The 16274-nt window shown below is 43.9% G+C and carries 19 protein-coding genes; 16 read left to right on the top strand and 3 right to left on the bottom strand.

The genetic code is table 11. The features are described from left to right. The first annotated feature begins 7 nt into the window (after positions 1-7). From pstC to pstB, 3 genes are read left to right on the top strand one after another with little or no spacing between them, the layout of a single operon-like run. Positions 8-883 carry a phosphate ABC transporter permease subunit PstC gene (gene pstC, locus B9G69_RS14850; RefSeq protein ID WP_088617074.1) on the top strand — a complete coding sequence of 292 codons (876 nt, stop codon included), beginning with the start codon at positions 8-10 and terminating at the stop codon, positions 881-883. Continuing rightward, positions 884-1801 (top strand): phosphate ABC transporter permease PstA, encoded by a 918-nt coding sequence (pstA, locus tag B9G69_RS14845; protein ID WP_088614451.1) that lies wholly within the window; start codon positions 884-886, stop codon positions 1799-1801. It begins immediately after the preceding gene. A gap of 54 nt (positions 1802-1855) precedes the next feature. Continuing rightward, positions 1856-2629, top strand: a complete 774-nt coding sequence (pstB, locus tag B9G69_RS14840) for a phosphate ABC transporter ATP-binding protein PstB (RefSeq protein ID WP_088614452.1) — start codon at positions 1856-1858, stop codon at positions 2627-2629. Between the two features lie 127 nt (positions 2630-2756). Here pstB and B9G69_RS14835 read toward each other — a convergent pair whose 3' ends face one another. After that, positions 2757-3143: a hypothetical protein gene (locus B9G69_RS14835; protein WP_141096875.1), complete on the bottom strand. Its 387-nt coding sequence runs from the start codon at positions 3141-3143 to the stop codon at positions 2757-2759. Positions 3144-3358: 215 nt separating this feature from the next. On the opposite strand from B9G69_RS14835, the gene B9G69_RS14830 reads away from it, so the two are divergent. From B9G69_RS14830 to B9G69_RS14810, 5 genes are read left to right on the top strand one after another with little or no spacing between them, the layout of a single operon-like run. Further along, positions 3359-4180 (top strand): hypothetical protein, encoded by an 822-nt coding sequence (locus tag B9G69_RS14830; protein ID WP_141096876.1) that lies wholly within the window; start codon positions 3359-3361, stop codon positions 4178-4180. Next, a complete protein-coding gene (locus B9G69_RS14825; protein ID WP_088614455.1) occupies positions 4180-5580 on the top strand; it encodes a glycosyltransferase in 1401 nt (466 codons plus the stop codon). Before B9G69_RS14830 ends, B9G69_RS14825 begins: the two co-directional genes overlap by 1 nt. Further along, positions 5577-6266: a hypothetical protein gene (locus B9G69_RS14820; protein ID WP_088614456.1), complete on the top strand. Its 690-nt coding sequence runs from the start codon at positions 5577-5579 to the stop codon at positions 6264-6266. Before B9G69_RS14825 ends, B9G69_RS14820 begins: the two co-directional genes overlap by 4 nt. A 41-nt stretch (positions 6267-6307) precedes the next feature. After that, a complete protein-coding gene (locus tag B9G69_RS14815) occupies positions 6308-6610 on the top strand; it encodes a hypothetical protein (protein WP_088614457.1) in 303 nt (100 codons plus the stop codon). Next, positions 6607-7611: a GDP-mannose 4,6-dehydratase gene (locus B9G69_RS14810; RefSeq protein ID WP_088614458.1), complete on the top strand. Its 1005-nt coding sequence runs from the start codon at positions 6607-6609 to the stop codon at positions 7609-7611. Before B9G69_RS14815 ends, B9G69_RS14810 begins: the two co-directional genes overlap by 4 nt. On the opposite strand, the gene B9G69_RS14805 is transcribed toward B9G69_RS14810, so the two are convergent. After that, positions 7608-8321, bottom strand: a complete 714-nt coding sequence (locus B9G69_RS14805; RefSeq protein ID WP_088614459.1) for a glycosyltransferase — start codon at positions 8319-8321, stop codon at positions 7608-7610. The genes B9G69_RS14810 and B9G69_RS14805 overlap by 4 nt on opposite strands. A gap of 155 nt (positions 8322-8476) precedes the next feature. Here B9G69_RS14805 and B9G69_RS14800 point away from each other — a divergent pair, with 155 nt between their 5' ends. The 8 genes from B9G69_RS14800 to B9G69_RS14765 all read left to right on the top strand — a co-directional run bounded on the left by B9G69_RS14800 (position 8477) and on the right by B9G69_RS14765 (position 14782). Then, positions 8477-9751 (top strand): O-antigen ligase family protein, encoded by a 1275-nt coding sequence (locus B9G69_RS14800; RefSeq protein ID WP_088614460.1) that lies wholly within the window; start codon positions 8477-8479, stop codon positions 9749-9751. An 11-nt stretch (positions 9752-9762) separates the two neighbouring features. Then, on the top strand, positions 9763-10827 hold the full coding sequence (gene rfbB / locus B9G69_RS14795) for a dTDP-glucose 4,6-dehydratase (RefSeq protein WP_088614461.1): 1065 nt from the start codon (positions 9763-9765) through the stop codon (positions 10825-10827). Beyond that, entirely contained in the window at positions 10827-11699 is an 873-nt protein-coding gene (gene rfbA, locus B9G69_RS14790; RefSeq protein ID WP_088614462.1) for a glucose-1-phosphate thymidylyltransferase RfbA, read from the top strand. The genes rfbB and rfbA overlap by 1 nt, the downstream gene beginning before the upstream one ends. 66 nt (positions 11700-11765) lie before the next feature. After that, entirely contained in the window at positions 11766-12494 is a 729-nt protein-coding gene (locus B9G69_RS14785) for a glycosyltransferase family 2 protein (protein WP_088614463.1), read from the top strand. Then, positions 12494-13117, top strand: coding sequence for a phosphodiesterase (locus tag B9G69_RS14780; RefSeq protein ID WP_088614464.1), 624 nt, complete (start codon positions 12494-12496; stop codon positions 13115-13117). Before B9G69_RS14785 ends, B9G69_RS14780 begins: the two co-directional genes overlap by 1 nt. Positions 13118-13119: 2 nt before the next feature. Then, a complete protein-coding gene (locus B9G69_RS14775; protein WP_088614465.1) occupies positions 13120-13752 on the top strand; it encodes an HAD family hydrolase in 633 nt (210 codons plus the stop codon). Then, positions 13749-14462 carry a sugar phosphate nucleotidyltransferase gene (locus B9G69_RS14770; RefSeq protein ID WP_088614466.1) on the top strand — a complete coding sequence of 238 codons (714 nt, stop codon included), beginning with the start codon at positions 13749-13751 and terminating at the stop codon, positions 14460-14462. Before B9G69_RS14775 ends, B9G69_RS14770 begins: the two co-directional genes overlap by 4 nt. Continuing rightward, complete coding sequence (locus B9G69_RS14765) at positions 14462-14782, top strand: hypothetical protein (protein WP_088614467.1); 321 nt, start codon at positions 14462-14464, stop codon at positions 14780-14782. Before B9G69_RS14770 ends, B9G69_RS14765 begins: the two co-directional genes overlap by 1 nt. A 35-nt stretch (positions 14783-14817) precedes the next feature. Here the strand turns inward: B9G69_RS14765 and B9G69_RS14760 are convergent, their stop codons facing one another. Further along, the gene (locus tag B9G69_RS14760) at positions 14818-16266 is read right to left on the bottom strand and encodes a hypothetical protein (RefSeq protein ID WP_088614468.1); all 1449 of its coding nucleotides are present in this window, start codon (positions 16264-16266) and stop codon (positions 14818-14820) included. Between the last annotated feature and the right edge of the window lie 8 nt (positions 16267-16274).

The following is a 16274-nucleotide window of genomic DNA, read 5'->3' as shown; positions in this document are numbered from 1 at the left end:
CCGCCGCATGCGTCGTTTGAAGGAACGTCTTATTGAAGGCGCTTTATTCTTGGCGGCTGCGAGTTCGGTATTTGTAACTTTAGGTATCGTCGGAATTCTTGTTACCGAAAGTATTCCATTCTTTGAACATGTGAGCTTTTGGGATTTTATCACCGATCGTGAGTGGACTCCCTTATTTGAGAATGCTCACTATGGTATCTTGCCCCTTCTTTGTGGAACGTTCTTAACAACGATCATTGCTTTGCTTGTGGCGATTCCACTGGGAACTGTGGCAGCAGCTTTCCTCAGTGAATATGTGCGCCCCAATGTTCGCGAAGTCATGAAACCGATCCTTGAGCTGTTGGCAGCTGTGCCAACGGTCGTCTACGGTTACTTTGCACTGTTATTTGTGACTCCGCTTTTGCAAAAAGTTTTTCCTTCCATGGGAGGCTTTAACGTTTTGAGCGCGGGACTGGTGATGGGGGTGATGATCATCCCATACATCAGCTCTTTAAGTGAAGATGCTATGCGCTCGGTACCAAGCCACTTGCGCGAGGCTTCGTTTGCGGTGGGTGCTTCTCGTATGCAAACTGCTTTCCGCGTGGTTATCCCGGCAGCATTTTCAGGTATCACTTCAGCCTATATTTTGGGAATTTCGCGCGCACTGGGTGAGACGATGGTTGTGGCGATTGCAGCCGGCATGCAACCCAATTTAACTTTGAATCCTTTGGAGCCGTCGGCCACGATCACAGCCTTTATCGTCCAGGTGAGCCTTGGAGATCTTCCACATGGCTCCATCGGTTATCAATCGATCTATGTCGCGGGTTTAAGTCTTTTGTGCTTAACTTTGTGTTTCAATGTGATCGGTTTGTGGCTTCGTAAAAAATTTCAGGAGAAGGAATAGATGGAATCAAGACAAGACCTTCTTTCCAATATTAAGCGTCGCCAGATGTGGGATTTCTTTTTTGCATTAGCGGGTCTGATGGCTTTGTTATTTGCTTTAATTACGTTGCTTGCTTTGATCGTAGATCTTGCGATGACGGGCGTCCCTCGTATTGATTTTGCGTTTTTTGCAAACTTTCCGTCGCGATTCCCTGAAAAAGCCGGGATCTTATCAGCGTGGGTTGGTTCTTTCTGTATTATGCTAACGACAGCGTTTTGTGCAATTCCACTGGGCGTTGCCGCAGGTGTTTACCTCGAGGAATACGCTAAGAAAAACTGGATCTCTGCATTGATTGAGCTGAATATTGTGAACCTGGCGGGAATTCCTTCTATCACTTATGGTCTTATGGCCTTAGGGCTTTTCGTTTATAAACTAAAATTAGGTCAAAGTATTTTGACTGCGGGTTTGACCCTAGGATTGTTGGTTCTGCCAATCATCATCGTGACCACTCGAGAAGCCATCCGCTCTATTCCAAATATCATTCGTGAAGCAAGCTATGCGATGGGTGCTAGTAAATGGCAGACAATTCGTTACCACATCTTGCCGTACTCATCAGGTGGTATTTTGACGGGAGTGATTATCTCTTTGTCCCGTGCTATCGGGGAGACAGCTCCCTTGATCACAATCGGAGCGTTGACGTTTATTGCATTTCTTCCGACGTCTCCCGTGGATGCGCATCTGCCTTATCTGAATTTTAAATGGCTAATGGACCCATTCACGGTCATGCCGATCCAAATGTTTAACTGGTTATCTCGTCCTCAGGCAGCTTTCCATACCAATGCTGCAGCAACAGGTATCGTGTTGCTTTTGATGACATTGATTATGAATGGCGGAGCCATCTGGCTTCGTTCTCGCTTCCGTAAAAAGATGAAGTGGTAAAGGTACGGACACACTTTGCCCAAGTTTTGAGTTTTTGAAAGTTTAGGAAATTTTATGAGTAACGAATTAGTACTAAGAGCGGAAGTTAAAGATCTTGTTTTCTCTTATGGAGAAAAAAAGGTGCTTAATGGCATCACTCTTCCGATTTATGAAAATCGCGTGACGGCTTTGATCGGACCTTCGGGGTGCGGTAAGACGACACTTCTTCGTTGTTTCAATCGTATGCACGATCTTTATGCGAATGCTCACTATCAAGGTGAGATCACATTGCATCCCGACGGCATCAATATCTTGGGTAAAGACATCGATCCAATGGAAGTGCGCATGCGTATCGGAATGGTTTTCCAAAAACCAAATCCATTCCCAAAGAGTATTTACGAAAACGTGGCGTACGGCCTAAAAGTTCGCGGCGTTAAAAAGAAAGCCTTCATCGAAGAACGTGTCGAAAAATCTTTGCAACAAGCAGGTCTTTGGACGGAAGTTAAAGATCGTTTGAATTCTTCAGCGACCGCACTTTCCGGCGGGCAACAACAGCGACTTTGCATCGCTCGCGCGTTGGCGACGGAGCCTGAAATTTTGCTTTTAGATGAGCCAACTTCTGCTCTTGATCCGATTTCCACTCGTCATATCGAAGAACTTATTCAAGAGCTTCGTAAAGATGTGACTATCGCGATCGTCACACACAGTCTGCATCAAGCAGCGCGTGTTTCAGATTACACAGCCTTTATGTACTTAGGTGATTTGATTGAATTTGGCGGTAGTGATCAGGTCTTTACGAATCCGAAGGATCAGAAGACAGAAAACTACATCACAGGCCGTTTCGGGTAACCCGAAGCGGTGAAAAAGGCGCCATCGACTGCGTTGGAGGCGAGCGCCTTGCTCTTCGGCGTACTTTGAGTACGCCTTCGTGGCAGTCGCTCGCCTCCGCCTTGCGCTGACGCCTTTTTGACCACTTCTAGTTTGTGGAGTTTTTTTCGGGAAGTTCCATGCGCACGACTCTGGCGCAGGCTTGGCAGATTTCTGTGACCGGCCAGTTCAGTTCTCCTTTATCTACTTTGATGTCGGCACCGCAGTGGGGGCATGTTGTTGCGCCACCTAAAACTTGTCCTTCGGACTTGTAGCCTTTTCTGGCAAAGAAAAAACCTAAGAAGAAAAATAACGGAACCAGAACAAAATGGAATACGGGAATTAAGATCGAAATAATAGAAAGGCCCCACCATAGTGCGAGCTTTTTCAAAGCCGCGCGGGTTTTGTCTGCGGGGTTGAAACTTTTTATTTCTAAATAGCCCTTTGTGCGGCGATCATCCATGACATTTGATTCGATCTCTATTCTTTCACTCATGCCATCAACCTTACGCCTAACAAATGATAAAGGAAAGACACGCCGTTTCGATGCAAACCGTCATGCTGAGGGTGCTTGATGATTTTGTATTCTAGCACGCGATCTGGACTTTCTTGTTCGTAACTCCTCTTTAAATTTTAGTTCATTTAATTTCTTTGTTCATCTTCCAGAAAAATTGAAAACGAATCTTTACGAAGAATGAATTGGAGAACCAAATGAACTTCAAGATTGTCATTGTCATGCTCACTCTGCTGAGTTTTGCAAAAATAGCAAATGCCCAATCCCAGGGGGGAAGTGCTGAAGCGGCTGCTCCTGATGTGGGAACATCTTCAACGAGTGTGCTGCCGATCGGGTCTTCGTCAACGCTACCCAAGGGCTTTTTCGATTTCTATTCTGAAAGCAGTTATTACTATGACTATGACTTTGTAACGGATTCACGTCTTCGGTATTACCAGCCGTTATCTCAGCTAGGCACCGTGGGATTATCCGCTTATTTAGGTGCGAACGTTCAGTATCAATCTCCCGGGGCTAAGGGAAAATATTACGACAATACTTTTAACCCTAACGTGGGACTGCAATTCCAGTTTTATCCAGGTGTAAAGTTAAATACGCAAGTGGGGTATCGTTCCGTTATGGGAATGAACGACGAGGAACGTAAAACAACTTGGGATCCTCGCATGGTGTTCAGTGCCGGTGATCTTTGGATGTGGGGGATGACTAAAAATTTTAGCGAAGGCTATTTTGAATCAGCCTTTGTTCCGCGTCTGGATCGAACGCCTGTATCGCTGGTGTGGATTAAGCAAGGGTATCGGTGGTTTCCTCGTCCAAAACTTACTTTAGATGCTTACGGGGAGATTTATCAAAGAGTCAGTAACAGTGAAGATCTGGGTCCCACGATGACAGAATGGCGAGCAGGGGGGCGTTCAACTTGGACTGAAAAATCCTGGAACGTCAGTGCACTGGTATACCATCCTTTTCAAAAGCATGTTCAAAGTGGCGAGCTTGAAGGCTTACTGACCCTCGGAGGACAATTCTAATGGAGCCTCTGGGACTTGCCGATCTTTTTTCAACGTTGACTTATCTTGTAGTGATTGCGACCAGCATCTTTATCGTTGATGATCTATTCATCGATTTTGTTGCCTTCGTGAAGCGTTTAGGTCCATTGCAGTTAACCATAAAGGCGCTTCAAAAAATGAAACGCCTTCCGCAAAAACATATTGCGATCATGATCGCGAATTGGAAGGAAGCGGAAGTTATCGGTCCTATGATCCGCGGCAATATTCGTGGTATCGATTATGACAACTATACTTTCTTTTTAGGGGTTTACCCGAACGATACAGCCACATGGGAGGAAGCACGCCGTTTAGAGCAGCTTTATCCCGACAAAGTTGTGGTCGTTGTGAACTCAGAACCTGGGCCCACTTCAAAGGGACAAATGTTAAATGAAATCACTCGGCAAATCATTGCAGCAGAAAATGAGACGGGCGAAAAAATGGATCTGTTTCTGCTTCAGGATTCTGAAGATGTTTTGCATCCCCACGCATTTACCTTACTAAACCAGTTCAGCCGCGAGGCTGATTTTATTCAAATTCCCGTGTTCTCATTCGATGTTCCCAAAACTTCCTTGGTCGGTGGAGTGTACATTGACGAATTCAGTGAATCTCATACAAAGGATCTTTTGGTGCGTCAGGCTCTTGGTGCGGCGATTCCATCGGCCGGGGTGGGTACATGTATGTCTCGGGACTTCGTTCGCTCGGTGATGAGTCGCCAAGATGGTCAACTGATGAAAGAAGACACCTTGACCGAAGATTATCACTTGGGGATCACAGCAAAACCCATGGGATTTAAATCGCGCTTTGTCTGTGCTCAGATCGTTGATGAGGATGGCAAGCAAGAATTCATCGCCACTCGTGAATACTTCCCTGATAAATTTGCGGCAAGTGTTCGTCAAAAATCGCGTTGGACTTTGGGGATTGCTTATCAAGGACTAGCAAATATTCAGTGGTCCGGAGGAATTGTCGATCGCTATTTTCTTTTACGTGATCGCAAGGGGCCGGCATGCGGGGTTTTAACCGTTTTATCTTTGGTGGTTCTGCTTGGAATGATTATCACTCAGGCCGCGAATGGAGAGTTTCCACCGCTTTTGCAGACCCAGTTTTTTTCAATGCTATTAACTTTTAATGCCGCGGCCATGTTTTTACGAATCGTTCAAAGAATGCTGGCTGTTCACCGCGTGAATGATTTCAGTCAAGCCACGATGGTTCCCGTGCGTTGGCTGGTCGCCAATGCAGTCAATGTCCTTGCAGCCTTGAAGGCTCATCGTCAATACCGTGAAAGTCAGCGCACGGGTCAAAGACCTGTCTGGATCAAAACAGAGCATCAAATGCCGGCCCATTTTGGAGTCGAGCTTGCAGAGGTCGAGGTTCAACTGAAATGAAAAAACTTTGCGCCTTCGCATCAGTATTTGGGGTGATGTTTGCGCTGATAATTGTCGCAGGCCCTGGCTTTTCAAAATCATCCAGCACAAAATGTGTTGCCGTATATTATGATAACTCGAAGGTGATTGAGTCTTTCACAAAATTACTGTCAAACTTTTCAGACTTTCAGCAGTTTTTCATTCCGCTTGGACAGTATGAAGCGGGCTCATTGGAGAAATGTCAGGCGAATTTTGTTATAAATACCGAATTCGATAACCAAGTTTCTCGTAAGCTTGTTGAAGATTACCTTTCTTCCAGGCGCAACGTCGTCTGGATGGGATATAATATCTGGCATTTGGGAGAGCAGCTTAACAAAAAATTGGGTCTTCGCTATATGGGGTCTATTTCTAAAGTTCGCGATGAAAACTGCGCGCTACTTTACCGGGGACATGCGGTTCGCTGTGAAGAAAGCAGCCTTTCCATGCAACCGGACCTGGTGCCGACAAATGAAGTGCGCATTCAGATTATGGCAGAGTCCCGCGCCCGGGGAAGGGAGCTCGCTCCCTATATAGTCCGCGCAGGCAATCTGTTTTATATGGCTGACGTCAGCTTTGGAGAGGTTTTTAGGGACCTCCTTACGGAGTTTATCGGCAGTCCCATGCGAATAAAGCCCTTAAAATCGCAGCAAGTGGCTGGCTCCCGATGATCTGGCCTTGACCTGGTCCAGTTGTTTTTTAGAATAAAGGGATGACATCATTTCATTCTGACAAATATTTTATTCGTGAATCCGTTTACAACTTGGTTGAACTTGCGTTACTTGCTCGAATGTATGAGGAAAACTGTCTGCCTTCCTCTGGCGGGGAAGTGAACAAAGCCTCCTTATCACAAACGCTTTTAAAAATGAAAGCGACAGAAGGCAAAGGCGAGTTGAAAGTTGCAATCCACGATACAGATCCCATTGGCTTTTTGTGGAAGTACGAAGGTCACGAGACTTTGTGGGTTCACCCAACTCATCGCGGAGAAGGCGTTGAGCAAGGGCTTCGTGGATGAGTTCTGATTTCTGGCGGGGCCGCAGAGTTTTCATCACCGGTCACACGGGATTTCGCGGCAGCCACTTGGCGCTCTCTCTAAGAACAGCGGGCGCGAACGTTTTTGGTTTTTCCTTATCTCCTTCTACAAATCCTAATTTCTTTGAAGTGGCGAATGTGGGGCAAGGTATGAACTCCACTTTTGGGGATGTTCGTGATGTTGCCGCTTTGAAAGCGGCTCTTGAGTACTCCCACGCGGAAGTTGTTTTTCATTTGGCCGGCGGCGGTGGATTGCGTGAGTCTTGGGATAAGGTGGCAGAGACTTACTCGTCGCAAATCATGGGAACTGTAAATCTGCTGGAGTGTCTTCGTGAGACGGCGACGGTTCGTTCGGTGGTGATGTTGTCTTCGGATAAGGTGTATCGTCCTTTACCAGGGCATGCTGCCGTTGAAGAAGATCCTTTGACGGGCAGCGCGCCAGCGGCGACAGGTAAAGCTTGTGCCGATTTAATTCTTGAGTCTTATCTTAAAGGTGTTTTTGCTCCTGAAAAATACAATAAACACAAAATTGCACTGGCGACGGCTCGTATGGGTTCGGTTGTTGGTGGTGGTGATTTTTCCACTGACAGTTTGATTTGGCAGTTGGCTCAAGCGACTCAGTCGGGTCTTGATTTGCCTTTGAAAAATCCGGAGTCTATTCGTCCTTGGATGCATGTTGATGATGCGGTAAACGCTTTAATGACGTTAGGTCAAGCGTTGTTGGATCGTGGTCCTCGCGCCTCCGGAGCTTGGAATTTTGGTGTGGGTGTTGATCATCAACTATCCGTGGGGCAAATGGCTGAGGCTTTTAGGGCTGAGTATCGCGGTGGAAATGCGGCAGAGTACAAGTTGCAAACTTCGGGTTCAGTTCATGGATTATTGAATAGCGAGAAGGCTCGCACAGAGCTTGGGTGGTCATTAAAGGACTCTTTGGCGCAGGCTATTTCTAAAACGGCTGTTTGGTATAAGGGCTATTTTGCTTAATTCTTGATATATTTTTTTCGGATTTTTAGGATTTCCCAGAAGACGCGGAAAATTTCGCGATGGATTTTTACTTTTGATCCGGGAACGTCATGCCACTCCGTGACTGGGTACTCAATCACTTCAAAGTTTTTTAGACGTAAAAGAATTTCGACGTCAAAGACCCATTTGCCGATGAATTTTTCTCCGAAGGCGTTTTGGATCGTCGCAGGTTTAAAGAGCTTGGCTCCGCATTGGGAGTCGTAGCTTTTGATATGGAGTAGTTCACCCACCAGGGTGGCAAATCCGCGCCCCAGGTAATGGCGTAGGGCGGAGCGTTTAACATCCGCTCCTAAACGGTAAACTCTGCTGCACCAGATGGAGTCTACTTTTGCGTACAATTTTGCGTACTCAAGCATCTTTGGAATTTCGGTGAGGGGGGTTGCTAGGTCGGCGTCCCAGAAGCCGATCCAAGAGTTTTCATCGATATGTGTTTTCTTTTGAACTTCGACCATGCCCCTACGCACGGCTTCCGCCTTACCGTTGTTTTTTTCAAGACGGACCAAGTGAATAAATGGGTGTTTTTGGGCTGCTTGAGCGACCATTTCTGCAGTTTTATCTTTCGAACCATCGTCCACGAAGAAAAAATCGATGCCTAAATTTCTGGCGGCGGTAAATGCCTCCATATGCAGACGTTTTTCTTCGTTATAACAAGGTACGATAAGTGCGATCATGTTCTCTCTGTGTGTATAGATAACATGCTACCATACGTCCGACCTTTTACAACGCATACCGACGCCATGAAGTTTGCACCGCGGCACCCTGTGGTAATACTGGAAATTGCCGAAAGGTCATCTATAGTTATGCCTTTCCGGGAGTGGGTTTCCAAATGGTATTGTCGTATTCAAAAAGTCCTATCGAAGTTGAATCCAAATTGGCTCGTCAGATTTGGATTTCTCTGTGGGTGTTGTTCGCAATTTCAACTTTTGTTTCCAAAAGCGGAATTACTTTGTTTGGAACAGTTTTGGTTATTTGGTCTGCCTTCAAAATCGATTGGAAAAAAACAGTTCAATACAATCCATGGTTTCCAGCATTATTAGCACTTTTCCCTGCAGCGATTTTAGTAAGTTTAATTTCACTTGGTGGCACAGAAGCTGCGATCAATGTCATACGTGGATTTGCATGGCCTCTCTATGTCATGCCATTTTCGCTGCTTTTTGCTGATAAGAAAGCATTCAAAGCATTTGTTTGGGCGCTGGGAGTAGGGCTTTTAGTTTCTTGTGTGAATGCGGGAATTTTGTTTGTGACTGAAGCAAATATGACGTTCAACGCCGATACAAGAGTCACAAGCTTCTGGGATATTAGTCGTTGGGGTTATTTCCTGTCTTGTTCGGCAGTTGTTTTATTTGGGCTTATCGGACACAAACCTACTTGGGATAAAGCTACACGCTTAGAAAAAATTAGTATGGCTTTCCTGTTAGCTTTGTCACTGGTATTCTTAGTTTTGGCAAATACACGTGGCCCTTTCTTGGCTGCCATCGTGGGTATCGGTTTATTAGGTATTTCGAACAAGAGATCCCTCAAAATGCTGGGTGGGTTTGTTTTGTTCACGGTGCTATCTCTGCTCGTTGTTCCTGGAACGTTGGACCGTTTCCAAAGCTCATTCAGTGCAAAAAAAGAAAATGGTGTGATCACGTCACAAAATGCTTCCAATGCAGGGCGCCTGCATATGTGGCAAGTGAATGTTCAGCTCGCTAAAGAACAACCTTTCTTTGGGACTGGGTTCGAGACAGCCGAAAAGCCTTTGCGTGCATTCATTGAAAAGCAAGGTGAAGAGTTCCGAGAGAAATATATTGATCATGAGTTTAGCTTTAAAGATCAGCACAACGCTTATCTGCATACCTTTGTACAGTTGGGTGTATTTTATTTTCTGTTCATCTGGTCCCTTGTAGGTGCCTTGATGTTTTTAACGGTGCGAGCTTTTTTCAAGGGTGACGATATCCTTGTGAAAATTGCGTTTGCTTTGATTTTGAATCAACTTTTCGTATTTATCTTTTACTCGTCAGTATCCAGCTATGAGGCTTTGTGGTTCTATCCGATGCTTCTGGTGATGTCGGCTTCCGTTATGCAAGACAGATACGCAGCGAAGAAAATTGCGAAATAGAGGTTAAGGCTATGATCTTTGTTACGGGTGGCGCGGGATTTATTGGATCAAACTTTATTTTGAACTGGCTGAATAAGCGCCACGAACCTGTTTTAAATATCGACAAGCTGACTTATGCCGGTAATTTGGAAAATTTGAAATCGGTGGAAAAAAATCCAAATTACATTTTCGCGAAGGTCGATCTTTTAGATCAAAAAGCACTCAGCGATTTGGTTGCGAAACATAAGCCCCGTGCGATTTTGAACTTTGCAGCGGAAAGCCACGTTGATCGTTCTATTCATGGTCCCGGTGAATTCATTCAGACCAATATCGTTGGTACTTTTAATCTTTTACAGGTTGCTCGTGAATACTGGAGTGTTTTGCCAGAATCAGAAAAGAGAGCTTTCAGATTTCTTCACGTGTCCACGGATGAGGTTTACGGCAGCCTTGATATCGAAGATCCTGCTTTTTCTGAAACCACGCCTTATGCACCGAATAGCCCGTATTCTGCTTCCAAAGCAGCAAGTGATCATTTGGTAAGAGCTTATCATCATACGTATGGTCTTCCCACTGTGACGACAAATTGCTCCAATAACTATGGTCCATATCAGTTCCCAGAGAAATTGATTCCACTTGTGATTCACAATGCCCTTGAGGGGAAAGATCTGCCGATTTATGGCGATGGATCTAATATTCGTGATTGGTTGTATGTGGTGGACCATTGTGAAGCGATCGAATTGGCATTGGAAAAGGGGCGCCTTGGCGAGACTTACAATGTTGGTGGTTGGAACGAAAAGAAGAATATTGAAGTTGTGGATACAATCTGTGCAACTTTGGATAAGTTGCGCCCGCGTACGGACGGAAAAACATATTCGTCTCAAAAGGTATTTGTGAAGGATCGTCCTGGGCACGATAAGCGTTATGCTATTGATGCTACAAAGATTGAAAAAGAGTTGGGCTGGAAGCCGAAAGAAAACTTCGAGACGGGCTTAGCGAAAACCATCGAATGGTATCTTGAAAATGATGCTTGGGTTGGCAATATTGTCTCGGGAAACTATCGCGATTGGTTAGATAAAAATTACGGAGGACGCCAATAATGAAAGGGATTATTCTTGCCGGTGGATCTGGCACACGTTTGTATCCTGCGACAACCGTCGTTAGTAAGCAGCTTCTGCCAATTTACGATAAGCCAATGATTTACTACCCACTGACAACGTTAATGTTGGCTGGGATCAAAGATATTTTAATCATTTCTACTCCAATGGATACTCCAAGATTTGAACAACTTCTTGGGGATGGCTCTCAGTGGGGAATTAAACTTTCATACGAAGTGCAGCCTTCTCCAGATGGTTTGGCTCAGGCCTTTATTATTGGCGAGAAGTTTATTAATGGTTCTGAGTGCGCCTTAGTTTTGGGTGATAATATTTTTCACGGCGATGGCTTCGTAAGACTTCTGAAAGAAGCGGCCTCTCTAAAATCCGGTGCCAGCGTTTTTGCGACGAAGGTTAATGATCCAGAAAGATATGGGATTGTAGAGTTCGATAAAAAGGGAAAGGCTATTTCTGTCGAAGAGAAACCTCAATTGCCTAAGTCTCATTACGCGGTAACAGGTTTGTATTTCTACGATAAGAACGTGGTTGAGTACGCCAAATCAATTAAACCATCCGCTCGTGGTGAGTTAGAAATCACAGACTTGAATCGTATTTATCTTGAACAGGGGAATCTGAACGTCCACATCATGGGGCGTGGTTATGCTTGGCTTGATACGGGAACGCACGAAAGTTTGTTGGAAGCGAGCTTGTTTATTCAGACGGTGGAAAAGCGCCAAGCTTTGAAAATTGCCGCTCCTGAAGAAGTCGCGTTCCGAATGGGCTATATTAATAAAGAACAACTATTGCGATTGGGTGATGCTCTTAGGAAGAACGCTTATGGCCAGTATCTTATCCAAATCGCCAATGAGGATGTTTGATTTTTTGAATTTTGTTAAGGTACATTAAGTTTTATAGAACTGTTTTCTACATATAGAGGAAGTCGAATGTTGAATATTGTTATCCCTATGGCCGGATTGGGTAGTCGTTTTCAAAAGGAAGGCTATGCTTTGCCTAAGCCTTTGATTGATGTGGCTGGAAAACCAATGATTAAAGTTGTCGTTGAGAACTTGCGTCCCACTACTCCGCATAAATTTATTTTCATCGTTCAAGAAAAACACATCACTGAATTTCACGTAGACCAAGTTCTGAAAACAGTGGCTCCGAACTGTGAAATCGTTGCGATCAACGGTCTTACAGAGGGCGCAGCTTGTACGGTATTGTGTGCTGAAAAGTACATCGACAATGGTGACGCGTTAATGATTGCGAACTGTGACCAGTTTGTAGAAGTAAATATGGACGAATACCTTAAGCAAGCATCTGGCAAAGACGGGTTCATCATGACAATGACGGCTCATGATAACAAATGGTCTTTCGTAAGATTGAATGATCAAAACGAGGTTAAAGAAGTTCGCGAGAAAGAGGTTATTTCTTCAGAAGCGACTGTAGGAATTTATAACTTCAAGCATGGTAAAGACTTCTGTACAGCTGCTCGAAAAATGATCGCTGCCAATGAACGTGTTAACAATGAGTTTTACGTAGCACCTACTTATAATTTGATGATTAAAGACGGCGCTAAAGTAGGTATTTACAATATCGGAACTTTGGGTAAAGGCATGCACGGCATTGGCGTTCCAGATGATTTGAAAGAGTTTCTGCAAAGAGGCTTGGTTTAATGGAAATCATCAGCCATCGTGGCTATTGGCTTGAACCATCTGAGAAAAACCTAGAAGTGGCTTTTCATAGATCTTTTAAGTTAGGGTTCGGAACAGAAACGGACCTCAGAGATCTGGACGGGGAGATAGTTATATCCCATGATATGGCGAAATCTGGCGTGATGACCTTCGAAGAATGTTTGGACATCTACAATTCGTATTCATGCCAGGGTTCTTTGGCTTTAAATATTAAAGCGGATGGATTACAAACTCCGGTGAAGGACATTCTTAAGGAAAAGGGGATAGAAAACTATTTTCTTTTCGATATGTCTGTTCCAGATCTTCGAGTTTCCATTAATAGCGGTTTGAAGTGTTTTACCCGGATCAGCGATTTGGAGCCGACACCTTCGATGTTGGAAAAATCGCTAGGGATCTGGGTGGACTCATTTGAAGGTAAGTGGATTACAGACAGTACGTTGGCGAATCTTTTGGAATTTAAAAAGCCACTTTGTTTTGTATCACCTGAACTGCATAAGCGAGATCCTCAAGAGCTTTGGCCTATGCTGAAACAATATAAAAACAGAAACGATATCATTTTGTGCACTGATCTTCCTGCAAAAGCGAAGACATACTTTGAGGCCTAGTTGTGAGTAAAATTAAAGCGGTTTTCTTCGATATGGACGGAGTTTTAGTTGATGCTAAAGAATGGCATTACGAAGCTCTTAATAAGTCTTTACGATTATTTGGTTTTGAAATTTCTAAAGAAGAGCATTTGAGTGCTTTCGATGGCTTACCAACGAAAGTTAAGCTCGAAATGCTTTCTCAGCGTGGCTATTTGCCAAAAGGTCTTCATGGTTTCATCAATGAGATGAAGCAGCAGTATACGTACGACCTTGTACACGTACTTTGTAAGCCTCGCTTTAATACAGAGCATGCATTGTCTCGTTTGAAAGCCGATGGTTACAAGCTGGCAGTTGCATCTAACTCGATTCGCTACACAGTTGAACTTATGATGCAAAAAAGCTGTCTGACGCAGTATTTGGACCATTTGGTATCAAATGAAGATGTTGCCAAAGCAAAGCCTTCTCCAGAAATTTATCAAGTGTGCATGAAGAAATTCGGGCTGAGACCTGATGAGTGTGTTGTTGTTGAGGACAATGAAAATGGGATTCGTGCGGCACGTGATGCTGGCGCCCATGTCTTAGTTGTTAAAGAAGTTGCGGAAGTAACATACTCCAACGTGAAATCTTTCATTCGTAGCATCGAGGAAAAAGCATGAAAGTCCTAATTTTGATGGCAGGCCCGCAAAGGCTGAAAGAAATGGAAGAACCAGCTGCATTGGTTTCACACCATGGTAAAACTATTATCGAGCTTTTAAGTAAAAAGATCTCTGAGTTGGAAGGTGTTTCCGAAGTGATCGGTGTGATTAAAAATTCCGATTCTCAGAACTTTCACTTAGACAATGTTTTCAAGCTTGCATTCCCAGCAGTAAAAGTTATTTCGATCTCGGGGCAAACACAGGGTGCTGCTTGTTCAGCATTGATGGCTTACGATTATATTGATTCAAATGAAGAGTTATTGATTTTAAGTGGAGATGAGTTCGTTGATATTTCTTTTAACGACATGGTGAAGCATTTTAGAGCAAACAACGCAGCAGGCGGTGTTGCTAGCTTTGACTCCCTTCACCCAAGTTTTTCGTACGCGATTATCGACTCTAAAAACGAAGTTGAAATGGTGACCGAAAAAAATCCGGTAAGTCGTAATGCACTTGTCGGTCTTTGGTATTTCAAGTCAGGCTCTGAGTTTATCAACTGCTTGAAAAACACGATCAGAAAAGATGCCTTCGTCAAAGGACAGTTCTTTATTAGTCCCGCATTCAATGAGTTGATTTTGGCTGGCGGTAAAGTTCTTGCGTATAAAATTTCTCAAGAATCATATTTCCCTCTGAAAAATGATCTTCAGGTTCAAACATATCTTAAGGAAACATAATGGAAGTATTTAAGTTATCAGATATGGTCAAAGGTTGGTTCGTTGGCTCTTTTGAGCCAAACGTTCTTCATTCTCCTGATTGGGAAGTCGGCATCAAATATTATAAAGCCGGCGACTATGAACCAAAACATGTTCATAAAGTTGCAGTTGAACTAACTGCCATCGTTTATGGTCGTGTTTTGATGAACGATACAGAATATAAGGCTGGTGATATTGTTAAAATTAATCCAGGGGTGGCAACTGACTTCCGTGTTCTTGAGGACACATGCACAGTTGTTGTAAAAAATCCTTCTGTAACCAACGATAAGTACGTGTTGTAGGTTCTAGATATAGCTCGGTGGTAAAAGCCACCGAGCTACAACTTTAGCAGAGCATCGACTCTTCTTAAATCAGCCCACAGAACTCCAAGAGCCAGTATTGAATTTAAGACAATCAGAACTATTAAGTTGCTCGTGGCGAAGTGTACTCCAATATTTGCCACTCCGAACAAGATCATTATTGCAATAAATCTCATGACTCTGCTGGCGTAAAAAGACCATTTCTTTTTAAATATTTTTAAAGCAATTTTAACGTTGAATATCTCACAGGTTAAAACTTGGCCAATAAGTAAAGCTATTCCCGCACCGACAACTCCATACTGCGGAATCAATGTAAATCCGAGAGCAGTGATTAAGACTCCCGCAGATAGAGCGATTTTCCAAAAGTTCACATATCCAGTCGCGTATGTGGAAGATGTTAATGATACTTGAGGAACTTCAAAAATCAGAAAGATGATGAACGGGATTAGCACTAGGTGCGGAATTTTCAAATTCCAAAGGTTAAAAATGATGTCTGAGTTGGCAAACCAAAATCCACATAGGGATCCGCCCAAAACAACAGCTATACGGGAGGCTAAAGCCAGCTCATGATCGACGGCTTCGGGGCGAATCGAAAAGTTCTTAGATAGAGTTTGGTTCAATAAGAAGTTTGGAATAAAGGTGATTGCCAAGATCCCTTGTGCGATCTGATTGATGATGCCAAGTTCGATAACAGCATGGGGGCCGTGGTAACGTGTTACGATAAAAATTGTAAAGTTATAGATGAAAAGAACGGGGATCGACGTCAGCGTCCACTGAAGCAAGTAATGCGCACTTCTTTTTAAAACGGTTTTATTAATTTTTGCCGAAATGACCGAACTTCCCAGCTTTGATTGTAGGAAAAATACACTTAGAGTCAAAATCAAAACATTCGCTAAAAGCCAAGCCCAGCAGATCGCTTCGATCGTTGGAAAATAATGAACCAGGCTTACGGAGATAACTAAAAATGCCAAATTCGCAAGAACACGACCACAACGGTCCAGCAAACTTTCACCAAAACCGTACAGAGAACTAAGTGTCGCATTCATCAATACTCTAGAGAATGTTCCCGTTGCGAAAATCAAAAAACTACGATCCAAAGAAGGAAGGCTTTCTCCCGCCAGAGAATGAATCAAAAACATTGATAAAAGTAGAATGGTTGCGATTAGAAAAAGTAAAGAAAGATGACTACGAACAACTGTGGATATCAACTTTCGCGAGCGTTGTGTGGAGGAAAGGACCGGTAGTTCCTTCATCAAGTAATTGCCGACTCCAAGATCGAAAATCATGATGAATGGCAGGGATGCGGAGAAAAGGATCCAGCGAGAAGCATCTTGCGTAGGCAAGAGCTTTACCACAAGCATCGAAATCATCAACGTCGAAGCCATCTGAACAACAAGATTCACCAAGGAAGCTGTTGAAACGATGAAGGCATTTTGAGAGCCAGGAAGTGTTTTGATCGACGTCATTTAAAAGA

The sequence above is a fragment of the Bdellovibrio sp. SKB1291214 genome (assembly GCF_002209355.2).
Taxonomy (GTDB): Bacteria; Bdellovibrionota; Bdellovibrionia; order Bdellovibrionales; family Bdellovibrionaceae; genus Bdellovibrio.
The sequence above is the reverse complement of the archived record's forward strand: the minus strand, read 5'-3'. Positions and strand labels throughout refer to the sequence as shown.